The 12,877-nt window shown below is 55.2% G+C and carries 11 protein-coding genes and 1 pseudogene; 7 read left to right on the forward strand and 5 right to left on the reverse strand.

From position 1 onward, the window contains the following. Positions 1-16: 16 nt before the first annotated feature. Together RJT37_RS15555 and RJT37_RS15560 are read right to left on the reverse strand one after the other, a co-directional pair. Entirely contained in the window at positions 17-1,648 is a 1,632-nt protein-coding gene (locus tag RJT37_RS15555) for a thiamine pyrophosphate-binding protein (protein ID WP_313685883.1), read from the reverse strand. 460 nt (positions 1,649-2,108) lie between these two features. After that, positions 2,109-2,876 carry an IclR family transcriptional regulator gene (locus RJT37_RS15560; protein WP_313685885.1) on the reverse strand — a complete coding sequence of 256 codons (768 nt, stop codon included), beginning with the start codon at positions 2,874-2,876 and terminating at the stop codon, positions 2,109-2,111. A 188-nt stretch (positions 2,877-3,064) separates the two neighbouring features. Here RJT37_RS15560 and RJT37_RS15565 point away from each other — a divergent pair, with 188 nt between their 5' ends. The 4 genes from RJT37_RS15565 to RJT37_RS15580 all read left to right on the forward strand — a co-directional run bounded on the left by RJT37_RS15565 (position 3,065) and on the right by RJT37_RS15580 (position 6,809). Further along, the gene (locus RJT37_RS15565; protein WP_313685886.1) at positions 3,065-4,072 is read left to right on the forward strand and encodes a Gfo/Idh/MocA family protein; all 1,008 of its coding nucleotides are present in this window, start codon (positions 3,065-3,067) and stop codon (positions 4,070-4,072) included. Positions 4,073-4,190: 118 nt separating this feature from the next. Further along, positions 4,191-5,135 (forward strand): NAD-dependent epimerase/dehydratase family protein, encoded by a 945-nt coding sequence (locus RJT37_RS15570; protein ID WP_313685887.1) that lies wholly within the window; start codon positions 4,191-4,193, stop codon positions 5,133-5,135. 70 nt (positions 5,136-5,205) lie between these two features. Beyond that, positions 5,206-6,285, forward strand: a complete 1,080-nt coding sequence (locus tag RJT37_RS15575; protein WP_313685889.1) for a TRAP transporter substrate-binding protein — start codon at positions 5,206-5,208, stop codon at positions 6,283-6,285. Positions 6,286-6,377: 92 nt separating this feature from the next. Then, positions 6,378-6,809, forward strand: coding sequence for a TRAP transporter small permease (locus RJT37_RS15580; RefSeq protein ID WP_313685890.1), 432 nt, complete (start codon positions 6,378-6,380; stop codon positions 6,807-6,809). Positions 6,810-7,024: 215 nt separating this feature from the next. Here RJT37_RS15580 and RJT37_RS15585 read toward each other — a convergent pair whose 3' ends face one another. Further along, positions 7,025-7,840, reverse strand: a complete 816-nt coding sequence (locus tag RJT37_RS15585) for an IS5 family transposase (protein WP_313684617.1) — start codon at positions 7,838-7,840, stop codon at positions 7,025-7,027. Positions 7,841-7,946: 106 nt separating this feature from the next. Here RJT37_RS15585 and RJT37_RS15590 point away from each other — a divergent pair, with 106 nt between their 5' ends. Next, complete coding sequence (locus RJT37_RS15590; RefSeq protein WP_313685892.1) at positions 7,947-9,245, forward strand: TRAP transporter large permease; 1,299 nt, start codon at positions 7,947-7,949, stop codon at positions 9,243-9,245. Positions 9,246-9,540: 295 nt separating this feature from the next. Here RJT37_RS15590 and RJT37_RS15595 read toward each other — a convergent pair whose 3' ends face one another. After that, positions 9,541-10,677, reverse strand: coding sequence for a mandelate racemase/muconate lactonizing enzyme family protein (locus RJT37_RS15595; RefSeq protein ID WP_313690004.1), 1,137 nt, complete (start codon positions 10,675-10,677; stop codon positions 9,541-9,543). Positions 10,678-10,737: 60 nt separating this feature from the next. Continuing rightward, positions 10,738-11,250 (reverse strand): annotated as a pseudogene (locus RJT37_RS15600) (transposase domain-containing protein); the annotation flags it as partial. Between the two features lie 78 nt (positions 11,251-11,328). Here RJT37_RS15600 and RJT37_RS15605 point away from each other — a divergent pair. Together RJT37_RS15605 and RJT37_RS15610 are read left to right on the forward strand one after the other, a co-directional pair. After that, positions 11,329-11,469, forward strand: a complete 141-nt coding sequence (locus RJT37_RS15605) for a hypothetical protein (RefSeq protein ID WP_313685894.1) — start codon at positions 11,329-11,331, stop codon at positions 11,467-11,469. A gap of 135 nt (positions 11,470-11,604) precedes the next feature. Beyond that, a complete protein-coding gene (locus RJT37_RS15610) occupies positions 11,605-12,825 on the forward strand; it encodes a carboxypeptidase-like regulatory domain-containing protein (RefSeq protein WP_313685896.1) in 1,221 nt (406 codons plus the stop codon). The last annotated feature ends 52 nt before the right edge of the window (positions 12,826-12,877 follow it).

Raw genomic sequence — 12,877 nt, forward strand, 5'->3', positions numbered from 1 at the left:
GTTTGAGACAGAGGCGCTAGTCGACCAGGGTGTACGCCTGCGGATCCGTCGAAACGATAGGGACCTCCAGCAGTGTCGGCTGATTGTTTTCGAGGGCATCACGTATAGATTGTTCAAGTTCGTCAATCGACCCTATTTTGCTGGCATCCATTCCGACACCTTCGGCGATCGCATTAAAGTCGATTGGTGCCTCCCGCCAAGCATACGTTCCTTTTTCGAACCCGTAGTTCGACTCTGCGTCATCAGAGATCACAGCATAGTCGTTGTTATTTAACAACACAACGACTATCGGAAGTTCCTCCGCGACTGCTGTGTGGAGTTCGTGCAGGCACATCATTAGCCCTCCGTCACCCGTTAGAGCGACGACCGGCGTATCCGGATTCCCTGTCTGCGCACCGATTGCTGACGGGACGCCTGTACCCATTGTAGCCCACGAACCAGGGTTAACATACCGGTGTGGCCCCATTGCTTTGAACATCACGAGCGTCCATAGCCTGAACCCACCGGCGTCAACAGTGACGATTGTTTCGTTAGGAATTGATTCACGCACCGTCTTGAGAGTTCGCGCCGCTGTAAAGGGTGCTTCCTCTATGTCAAGCAGTTCTGGGATTCGGTCCCAGACGCCGTTTCGTGCGGTTTGAGCGCGATCCGTCCCTTCGCGCTCACCGGGCGAGGTCGTCGAAATGAGGTAGTCGAGGGCGTCCTTCGCATCAGCAACGATGCCGATCGCTGGATTGTAGCCGTTGCCCACATCATCCTCATTGAGCGTGATGTGGATCAGCATTTCGCCCATTTCGACGGTCCACTTCTGAGTCGCGACTGCATCGAAGTCAGTTCCTATGGCCAGTAAAACGTCTGAATCGGCCAGTGTGTCGATCAATTCGGGCGGAGAGCCGCCACAGAGAACCCCGGCACTCAACTCGTGATCTTCGGGGAGAACACCCTTTCCCTTGTATGTCGTCACGACTGGGGCGTCTAACCGCTCCGCAATGGCCTGTAACTCATCGCTAGCGTTCGCCGATCGAATGCCACCTCCAGCGAGGATTGACGGTTGAGTCGCGCTATCGAGCTTTTTGGCCGCATCGTCTAAGGCTAACTCCGGAACATCTGTCAAGTAGGTATGAGTAAATGAACTCGATTCTGCAGCGGATACATCCTTATCGAAGAACGATTTTGGAATGCCAACGCGGACCGGACCCTTCGGGGGAGTCAATGACTTCGCAATAGCACGTTTAACTGCAACGGGGGTACTCTCGGGTGTTTCGACTGTAATATTTTCTTTCACTACGTTGTCGTACGTGTCCGGTGGTGTTTCGTGGATCCCCTCTCCCCCCCGTACTTCGGGTTCAGTCTCGATCGAAATGTGGAGGAGCGGCGTGCAGTCGTTCAATGCGTTCTTAAGCCCGTTCATAGCGTTCATATCCCCAGGACCAGGAACGACGAGCGTAGCTGCAATTTGGCCAGTCGTTTCAGTGTAGCCCCACGCCTGGTGTGTAACCGCGGTCTCGTGACGCGCCATTACGTATCTAATGTCCTGCCGATTCTGTATTCCCTTGTTCAGTGGAAGTGTCTGTGTGCCCGGAATCCCGAACACCGTGTCGATTCCAGCGGCTAGTAGCTGGTCTAGCACGGCGTCTCGTATTGACATACCCCTACCAACCGAATGAGGACTTATAAATCTGTGCGTTGGCTTAGTACTGAGTGACGTTCGGGCAAATCCGGGGCTAAGAACAACTAGTGTGATTGTGGTCCTTCTGAGGAAAGTGCTAGCTCGGTTTAATTGAGCCGTTCGCCCAGTACAAACAGCTGTTCCGAAGGTTCGACAGCTATCGCGGAGCAACGCTAACTGTGACTGCCCTCAACATAGCGGGCGATAAAGGAATTACAATACTATTAGTGTAAAGCACTCGCTCCCCGTTTCCAAACTCTGTCAGCGAGGAGGGCGTCCACGTGGCATCATTAGTACATATGCCATATACTGGATCCACTAGTTCGACCTAATCTGTTCGCACTAACGGAACAACCATTCGACCTATGCAAATACGAACGGATGAGGGGGTGATTAAGCACTTTTTGGTGGGAGAAGGTGCGCAGAAGCTATGGCAGCATTACGAATACATCGTTTTTATTTCGATCGTCCGAGCTGTACTTGAGACTATCTCTGGGAGGGTTTCTCGGTAGTACTCGCTTTTTAACCGCTTTACTGGTCCAGAAATGCTAATTGCTCCGACTGCCTCCGCGTCTTCGTTACAGATCGGTGCAGCGACACACCGCATACCCTTTATACGCTCTCCATCGTCGTAAGAGACGCCATACTCACGAATCTGTTCAAGTTCCGCAAATAGCTCCTCTTTGGTCGTGACTGTTCGATCTGTCTTCGCTGGAAGCCCATGACGTTCGATGACTTCATTCACTCGCTCAGTGGGTAGATGCGCAAGAATCGCTTTTCCCTGAGCGGTTGAATGGAGGTAAACGCGAGTTCCAATGTGAGAGTCGGTCTGAATTGCCCGCTCACCGCTGGCCTGATAGAGATACGTGCCACGTCCGTGTTGTTCTGCCATTACCTGACACCGCTCGCCCGTCTCTTCGGCCAGTTCATTGACCTCTTCTTTTGCGGCGTGGTAAAGTGGCTCAGACGCCTGAACGTGACCGCCCAAATTAAGGCACCTATATCCAAGCCGATATTCGTTGTCTTCACAAACGACATAGGCGGACTGTTCCAGGGTTTTGAGGTGGCTGTGTGCAGTACTCTTTGCGATATCGAGTTCGTCGGCGATTTCAGTGATTTTTCGCTCGCTCTCCTGAAGGAGGTGGAGAATACCGAGTGTCGTCTCGACAGCTTGGACCGGCACCCGATTTCCGGACTGGCGTTGCATATAATTGAAGAAGTGCTGTAAGTACAAAACATTATGCTACCGTTTTCCTCTCCCGAATTCCGGTATCGTCCTTCCGAACAGATTGTTTTGGCTACCGGTTCGGTGATATGCCGAGGCGTCATAGCGTACAGAAGGCCGTAGGTCGTGTGAGACGTAACTTTATACAGTACGGTGTGGTCGTTTGACGTATGGGTAACTCAGTACGTGCCGGTCTCATCGGGACCGGTATGATAAGCCAGCACGCGCATATACCTGCTTGGAGCGTACTAGACGGTGTAGATATCGTGGGAATTGCTGACCCAGACAAATCAGCACGAGCAGGCGCACAGACCTGCCTCCGTAAACACGGTCACCTAGACGTTTCGGAGTTCTCTGACTACGAGGCGTTGGTAAATACCGAGGACCTAGATTTTGTCGATATAACGATTCCTGCAGGCGAGGCAAAGGAAAGTGCCATACATACAGCCTTAGAGAACGGACTACACGTAACGTGCCAGAAGCCGTTCGTCACAGAATACAGGACTGGTCAGCAACTTGCAGAGAAGGCCGACGCGGTAGATCAAATTCTTTCGGTGAATCAGCAGGCACGCTACGCGGGCGCATTTACGAAGGCGAAGTCACTGATCTCCCACGGTGACCTTGGGACGCTCCGGACAGTCCGCATCTCTTCTGACCTACCATTTGCGGGGAAGGAGCGGCGAGTTGCGTTCTCGGTCCACAACTTCGATCTGCTTCGATACTGGGCCGGACGAGAGCCGGTACGAGTGAACGCTTGGCACAAGAGACAGACATCCGATGATCGATACGTATTTGCGACTTGGATCGAGTTTGAAGATGAACTTATGGCCCAGGTGTGGGATGAACTCTCCTCGAGTACGACCTTGCGATGGCAATTCAGACTCGGGGGCTCAGAGGGGACTGTTCGAGGTCACGAAGCTTATAAGCCGGAGATGATCCCTCCAGAGGTCGTCTATACGCCCGCCGGGAAGGTTTCGGAAACAGTGACGCCTATCACCACATCCTACGTTCCGGATGCGTTTATCGGCTACTTCGAACAGTTCGTCGCCGCAGTCCGAGAGAATGAACCAGCACCGACGACAGCCGAAGATAACCTTCGTTCACTCCGAATAGCCTTCGCTGCTCGCCAGTCAGCCGATCAGGGTGACTGGATCTCCCTCGAGGATTTCGAACCGTAACTCGAAGAATATTGGCTGCGGGTCCGTTCGTCCCGAGACGCGGGCCACTTCTACCAGGGGACTACTCGGCAACATATGACAAGGTTATTGCCCCCTGCGGAAATACCTACATCGATAGATGGCAGACGATCAAACGGTACTCATAACGGGTGGAACCGGGTTCATCGGGTCATACTCTTGCCGTGCCCTTCTCAAAGAGGGATTCGACGTGGTAGCGTACGACACATCAACAGATACCAGTATTTTGGAGGCACTCGGTGTCGCAAACGACGTTGAGGTAGTGAAAGGTGACGTGACAGACCCGCTCGACATCGTCCGGACGACTCAGCGCACTGGAAGTTCGTTGATCCTCCACCTAGCAGCCCTGCTGGCCGATGCTGTACCAGCAAATCCCCGAGTGGGAATCGACGTCAATATCTGTGGAACTAATTCGGTGTTCGAGACGTCACGGATTCTGGACGAGACTGTTGAACGTGTCGTCTGGGCATCGAGTGCAGCGGTCTACGCCCCACCAAACCGTTACCAACAGTTCCCGGTTACTGAAGCGGAACTCACACAGCCGGATTCACTATATGGGGCGACAAAGGCGTACAACGAGAGCCAGGCGAACACGTACGCAAGCGAGTATGATGTGACGACTGTCGGGTTACGGCTCGGACTCGCGTACGGTCCGTACCGCCAGCGAGGGGCAGCTACCTTCGTTCGAGATCTTATTGAACAACCGGCACGAGGCAAACCGGTTAGCGTCGAGTACGGGGACCAGTACATCAATTGGCAGTACATCGCGGACTTCGCACAGGCATTCGTGTGTGCGCTCACAGCCCCGGAGTCGGCACTCTCACAGAGAGTATACAACGCCGGGGGGGAAGCGTCGACTATCTCCGAGATGGCCGACGTCGTCCGGTCGGTGCTACCCGACGCTGACATTACGGTATCGAATGAGGGTAAGTTGCCGTGGACCCAGAGAATCGATGACAGCGCTGCACGTGCCGATCTCGGATACGCTCCTGAATACGGACTTGAAGAAGGAGTCCGAACTTACGTAGAGACTCTCAGAGAATAACACGCCGTCATCCCGCCACAAATATAGACACCGGCAAAAGATATATATGCTATAACAAGATGTAGTAAGTATGGGAACAATTAATCGAGAGGGTAGACGTCGATTCCTCAAAACTGTTGGGGCAGCCGGAATTGCCGGTGTCGCTGGGTGCGCAGGAAATGGTGGTGGCGATGGTGACGGATCCGGTGTCACGACAACCCAAGGAAATGGTGGAGGTCAGCAGTCATACGACTGGACGATCGCAACCGCAGCGAGCGAAGGCCATGCGTTCGAGCGTGCTGCATCGGCTTTTAAACAGGAATTGGAGTCAATGTCCGACGGTCGGTTCAGTATTGATGTCGCCTCCGGTGGAGCGTTCGGCGGCGATGTTGAGCAACTCGAGACACTCCAGTCGGGCGGCATCGAGATGACCTCCAGCGGATTCGTGATCGTGCTCAACGTGGAGTTCGACGCACCCGTGATCGCCACGCTCGCGAGTTCGTTCATCTATCAAGAACCCGTGTGGGAGCACTGGCTCAATATGATCGAAGAGGTCGACAACAGGATCGGTATGTATGATCAACTCGAGGAATCTGGCGCCAAAATCCTCGGCGATCCGAACTACGCCGGAATGCGCCACCACACCTCGAACACGGCGATCCGGTCGGCATCTGACACGGAAGGCATCACGATTCGGGTGCCGGAACTCCTCGGCTGGCACGCAATCTGGAGTGCCATCGGCTTCGAGCCGACTTCGCTGGCCCTCGACGAGGTGTACCAGGCGTTGCAGGCGGGGACTGTGTCCGCGGCCGAAGGCGACCCTTTCCAGATCGCCGCGGAGTCGTGGGATGAGGTACAGAGTCACCTGAGCTTCACGTCTCACTACCCCACGCAGAATAGCTTACACATCAACACCAACCTCTACGACGACCTTCCCGAGGAAGACCAAGATCTTGTGTCAGAAGCGGCGACCTCAGCTGGTCAAAACGCTGCTGAGGAGATTAGAGCCGCGGAAGAGGACCAGATCGAGTCTCTATCAGAGAGTATGACTATCGTTCGAAACACCGAACTCTCGTCTTTCCGTGAGGCCGCCACGCCTGCTATGGAGCGACTCATCGAAGAGAACGACGCCGTATTGACCCTGGACGAGATCCAAGACCTCGCGCCTTAGAAATGGACCACACGAAGCTGTCGGAGGGTCGTCCGTTCCGTCTATTCGAAGCAATCAGTGTTTTCGCTTTTCTGCTGATTATAGCTCTGGCCGTGTTACAGGTCCTATCGCGGTTTCTTCCCGACCAACTCGGCGGCAGTCTCTCGTTCATCTGGACGGCAGAGCTGGCGACGAATATGTTCATCTTCGTTATATTCGTCGGCTCCGCAGCGACGCAGATCCGCGGAGAACACATCAAGATCACGATCGTAAGCGACCGCATCACCGAGCGGGTACCGTACCTGTATGAGGTGTTGATCCACCTGTTCGGACTCGTCTTCGCAGGAGTGGTGGTCTCCGCCGCGTACGCCCAGACACGTGCGGCTTGGGGGAGCGGTGGACTCGCCATCCAGTGGTTCCATTCCGGCTACCTGTACGCATTCATCCTGATGGGTTTCTCGTTGATCGCGATTTCGGAGGCGGCACTGGCGGCTCGCAACCTCGCGGAGTGGCGCGCCGAGCGCAACCGAATTCCCGACAACTGATCTTGCCTTGTTGAACGCAAGACAGCGACGGGGTAGGGTCGATTGTTTGTAGTCTCACGCTGTCAGAGGTGCGTTCTTACAGTCAGAAGATACAGCGGCTGTTACTGACAGCGGTTGCCGAAGGGTCAAAACTATGGTATCTTGCTTCGTTGTTTCGGTGACGACGGCGATGCCTCTCCCGGATACGTCCGGAGAAGGGGAGCAGGCGGCGAGCCCTAACTCGCCGCCTGCGTTAGGTTATGGACGATGCACTTCCGAGTCAGCTCCCGGAACTGGCCGTGCCAGCTCCGGGAGCGGAGCTTCTCGCCGTCGTCTTCTTTCAACTGCGAGAAGCCCGTCTCACTCATCCAGCGTTGGTTGTAATCCTCGGTCATTCGGGCGTTGTGGGCCTTCTGCAACGGTGTTTGTTCCCTGTGCTTGATCAGTGGTCGCGTTGAGTTCGAGCGACACTCCTCACGGAGTTCGCCCCACGAGTAGTTCGCGTCAGCAGACAATACACGCAGGTCTTCCGCGTTCCGGCGGAAGACCTGCATCCCGATGTGGCCGTCCCACGCCTTCTGTGTCGTGAAATGAACGTCTTTGATCGCTAGCGAGTTCACGTCGATCAAGATGGTTGTCTTCATCGACTGGAACGAGTAGTTCGCACGGTCACGGTAGTGATAGCTGGTCTGATCACGCTGGAAGCCACTTGCATCGATTGCGGCTTCACCACTCCAGCCCGCCTGCTCCGCCGAAGCGCGGAGCAGGCGGCGGAGTTCACGCATCCGATACTCGTCTTCCCACCGGCAGAACGAACTGTAGTGTGGTGCCTCGTTGAGATCAAATACGGCGAGGATACCGGGCATCTCGTTGAGGTAGTCTTCAGTCTCACGAAGACTCTTCTCCAACTCAACGCGGAACAAAATCAACGCAATCTGTGTCCACTTGGCGTACCCGTCCGCGCCGTTCGGCGCGGCGGGTACGTCAGGGTCATCTACGTGCTGTTTGGCAAGATCTCGACACATCCGAGCGAGCCGTCTGAGCGATCCCATATCGCCAGACGGCGTCCAATTCCCGGTTAGCTTGACGGTATTTTCCTGTGAGAGCGTCTGAAACTACAGTCAGCTAGCGGCAAAACAAGGCAACTGATCTTCAATAATGGAACTGCTTTCCCTGGTCCTCGTCTTCATCGTGGTCCTTTTCGTCCCCCTGCTTCTTGGAGTTCCGGTTGCCTACGCTATCGGGATAAGCGCGCTTGTCATAATGCTGCTGCCGATCGGTCCTTCATTAACGCTGCGTCCGGTAGCAATCCGGATGCTCCGTTCGAGCACGAGTTTCATCCTCCTGGCCATCCCGTTTTATTTATTCGCTGGTCGCCTCTTGAGCGCGAGTTCCGCAACGGAGGCCATATTCGAGTTCTCGAAGGCAGTGACGGGCCCTATACAAGGCGGACTGGCACACGTAAACGTCATCGCGAGCATCATCTTCTCGGGGATGAGCGGCTCTGCGGTCGCAGACGCCGCCGGACTCGGAAAGATCGAATACGAGATGATGAAAAACTCCGGATATGACGACGGGTTCATTGTTTCCGTCATCGGCTCCTCGGCGGTTATCGGTCCGATTATCCCGCCGAGCATCCTGCTGATCGTATACGGGGTCCTCGCTGGTCAGTCTATTGGACGCCTCTTCTTGGCGGGCATTGTCCCCGGACTCCTGATGGGCGTTTCCATTATGGTCCTCATCGTGTACCTGTCGAAAAGGAGGAATTATCCCAGCGGTGAGGACTGGAACGTCGCCCGCATCGGACGGACGGCACTGTACGCCGGACCCGCCATATTCACGATCATTTTGATCATCGGCGGTATCCTGACAGGCACGTTCACCGCCACGGAGGCCGGTGCGATAGCCGTCATCTGGTCAATCGCGATCGGGATGCTCTTTTATCGCGATCTGTCGCTCGCGGGTATCTGGGAGGCGGCGCGTGAATCGCTACACGACGTGACCGCGATAATGCTCATCCTCGCGACGACGGAGATATACTCGTTCACTGTTCTCCGGACGGGCATCCCTGGACTGCTCGTTGACGCGCTCGTCGGTCTCAACTTGGGTCCGACCGGGATATTGATGATCATCGCAGCCAGTATGGTTATTCTGGGCATTGGCCTCTACCCGTTAACAATCCTGATCCTAATCGTGCCCATCCTCGCCCCCGAGATGCATACGCTCGGACTTGATCCAGTGCACGCCGGAATAGTCATAATGCTGGCTCTGATGCTTGGGTTACTGACGCCCCCGGTCGGGCCTGTGTTGTTCGTCCTCTCGAAGGTAACCGACACGTCGGTGGAGCTAATATCTCGATCGATGCTACCGTTCTACATTCCCCTGATCATTACGATTCTCATCATTATCCTGTTCCCCGAACTAACGATGTACATCCCGAACCACTACTTCGGTTGACGCCCCTAACGGCCTTGGTCGTGAATGTTCTTCATACCCCCCATTTACCGAGCAGAGTAGGTAGCTGGATTGTACATCTCGAAGGACCCGCCGGTTTCGGAATCAGTCCACGAACCGCTGACGCCGTTCCGGAACGCTGCGGACATAGGCGTATCTTGTAGAACTCCATCGGATAGATTCTTTCGGCGCTTAGCGCGTCTGAAATCCGTTTTCGAACTTAGCCCAGAAAGAATTACTTCTCAGTAGAATCACAAATGGTGGAATATGCTTCAACGAATAGCCACTCAGTAGGTCATTACTCAGTGATTCGATATTTTTCCAATGCATCGCGGTCGATCGTAACGCCCAACCCAGATTTCCGTGGAATCTCTAATCGTCCATTAGAGACGCTAAAAGTCTCCTCGACGAGTTCTTCTCGCAGTTCGTTCTCCCCGCGGTCGACCTCAAATAGTACCGGTTCTGGTCGGTTGCTAGTATGGGGATATTCTGGTATGACACTCGCGAGCTGCAGGCCAGCAGCAAATCCCACGCCTGTCGACCAACAGTGTGGTGAGACCGCAATCGATTCGGTCATAGCCATTTCAGCTATAAGTCGTGCTTCCGATAAACCGCCACACTTCGTGACGTCTGGTTGGATCACGTCGACAAGGTGTTGTGAGAGGATCTCTTGAAATGAAAAACGGGTATACGCTGCCTCACCGGCCGCAAGTGACACATTTGTCTTGCCCTTGATTTGTTGGTATCCCGCAGCATTCTCAGGTGGAACTGGTTCCTCGACCCAGTGAATATTATACTTCGAAACCTCGCGTATCGTTTGAACGGCCTGAGCAGGACGGTAGTTACCGTTGAAATCTATCATAATAAGGCCGTCCTCGCCCAGTGCTTCACGTGTGGCTTCCACGCGAGCACGGTCGTCATCAACGCCACGCCCGATCTTGATCTTTACCGCGTTGAATCCCTCATCAACGACTGCCTCAATGCTAGATTCGCAGTCTTGCTCCCAATTCGTAATGTATAGCGTCGACGCGTATGGTGTCACCGCGTCTCGACGTCTAGCACCGAGGATCTCTCCGACAGGACGCCCGACGGATTTACCAATTACATCCCAGAGTGCAATGTCGACCGCGCTTAGAACACAGGCGAGGATGCCGCCATATCCGAGATGATAGAGCCGCCCATATACTCGCTCAAACAGGCTTTGGACATCGTACGGATCGATTCCTATGACGAAGTCGGAGACGACTTCCTCTAGCAGCGCAGCGTTGGTTTTCGGTGGTCCGAAAGCTTCTCCCCACCCAATGATGCCGTCCGTAGTTTCAACTCGAACCAGCGTTGCAGTTCGAGTCGGGATAGTGTTTCGTGAGCTTCCGTATTCTCGACCGCCGTCGAGAGTATACGATAACGGAATCGCTTCGATGGACTCGACTTCCATACAAACTATAAAGATTACCAAACTATATAAATCTCGGCTGTGGGAGACTCCGAGTGTCCAGATGAGCTGATTCCATACGAAACTGACCGCTCTGATCCAGTCGTCCGCGGTTTCTGCTTCGGCGTTGCTGAAAAGGTTTGAAAAACGAACATTTCTCCGTTTTATATATTTAAATATATGTTCAACAGTATTCCAATTTCCATATTTTCGTATCTGAAATCGAAGCCGTGTCGCTGACACGCATCTTGTAAGGAGTGCGATCCTCCGATGAGACACAGGGCGTCGGAGACGTCGTGTTCCTCGAAGAGCTCCGCAAGAAACGAATTAGCGATAACCTTTTTCTTGTCGTCTCGAGCTTAGTATGGAGCAATTTGTTTGCCTCGGGATCGACAGCGGCATACAGCCATTTTGCTCATCGATGAGTCGGATCACGGCTTCGTCAACCGAAACGTGATCCGGACACCGATCAGATTCGGGCTGTAGATCGGTCATATGATCCCAATTATGGACGGTTGATCGAGCACGCTGGACACCAAATATATCAATATAAGAAATTGTATTCGAAAGCAAGAGTATAGCAGATCCGAACAGCAATGTAATTGTGCGACGGGCATATATCGTTCAAGCCGTCCACAGTTCCACCGAGCGAATTTGACCCGCGAGTCGGAGATCGAAGCCGCGAGAGACGACTGGGAACGCCGCGCCGAAAAACGGCGTCGGGGGCTGAAAGCCTCGACGGTCGATCAGATCATCTCCGAACGCCGCGCCGAGACGAAATGCGAGAGACGGTAGGTGGGGTTTTGGCCCACGCAGGGGAGTCATACGACGCTGTATGCACGAGGAGGGCGTGGTAATTCTCGCTGCGCGTACCCCGCTCAGGCCGAGTAATCGGCCCATAATTTAATCATTTCAGAACAACCACACTGTATGAGAGCCCGGCTTTTGGTCGCGCTAGCGGTGACCGGTCTTCTCCTGACCGGTCCGGCGGCAACGACGGTGGCCGCGCAGTCGTCCGATCCGGTCACGCTGACCGTCTCGATCGTCGATCAGGACGGTGATCCGATCGGCAACGTCGCGTTGACGGCGACCTGGGAGAACGGTTCGGTGACCGAAATGACCGCAAACAACGGCAAGGCGTTCATTGACGTCGAACAGGGGGCGAACGTCACAATCACCGTATCACACCCCGAGTATATCCGCAACCAACCGTTCGTCGTTCAGAACGCGACCGAGCAGGACATAACGGTCCCGGCGTACCAGCAGGGTCAGTTGTCGGTCGTCGTCGCCGACGATAGCGGGGGAGTCGCCGACGCGCGAATCGTCCTCCGGCAGAACGGACGGATCGTGTCGCAGGTGAGGACCAACGAAAGCGGGGTGTTCGCCTCGGAACCCATAGAGCAAGGCGAGTACACTGTCGCCGTAGTGAAGCCGGGGTACTTCCGGAACGTCACTACCGTGCAGGTCGGCGCGTCGAATCGGACTCGAATACTCGTCGAACGCGGAACCGTCTCGCTGACCGTCACAGTGCGGGACCCGCACTTCTCGCCACCCCGTCCCATCAATAATGCCACAGTTCGTGTCGGCTCAGTCGGTCAACTCCAGACGCTCGCCGGCGGAGAGGCACGCGTCAGCGTGCCGGTCAACACCGACCTGTCGATCACAGTCGAGAAGGAGGAGTACAACGACGTAACGAAGCGCGTAGCGGTCGAAGAATCCGATCTCCGCGTGAACGTCTCGGCGAACCGGACACCGTCATTGCAGCTCGAACCGATGAACACGCGCGTCGTGGCGGGCGAACGGCTGGGTGTCAGAGTCGTCGACGAGTACTCCGAACCCGTCGAGGGCGCAACCATCCTGCTCGACGGTGAGGACGTCAGCGCCACCGACGCCGACGGCCGTGCGGTAGTGACCGTCGAGGAGCCGGGGAATCACACGCTCGCCGCCACCAAGGACGGCTTGAACTCCTCTTCGGTGACAATCCGCGCAATTCCCGAGGAGGGGGAGACGGCGACGGAAACGTCGACGCAGACGCTGACGACGGCCGAGACCTCGCCCGGTTCCGGCTCCAGTACTCCGGGCTTCACGCCCCTCACTGCGGTACTCGCTATCGTCGTGTCGCTTTCGATCTTCGCGCTCCGTCGTCGCTGAGCGCGGGGCCGATTAGCGGCCGACGTCCGTGGGCTGGCGGCCCGACCAGGGC

The sequence above is a fragment of the Halobellus marinus genome, assembly GCF_032113415.1.
Classification (GTDB): domain Archaea; phylum Halobacteriota; class Halobacteria; order Halobacteriales; family Haloferacaceae; genus Haloquadratum; species Haloquadratum marinus.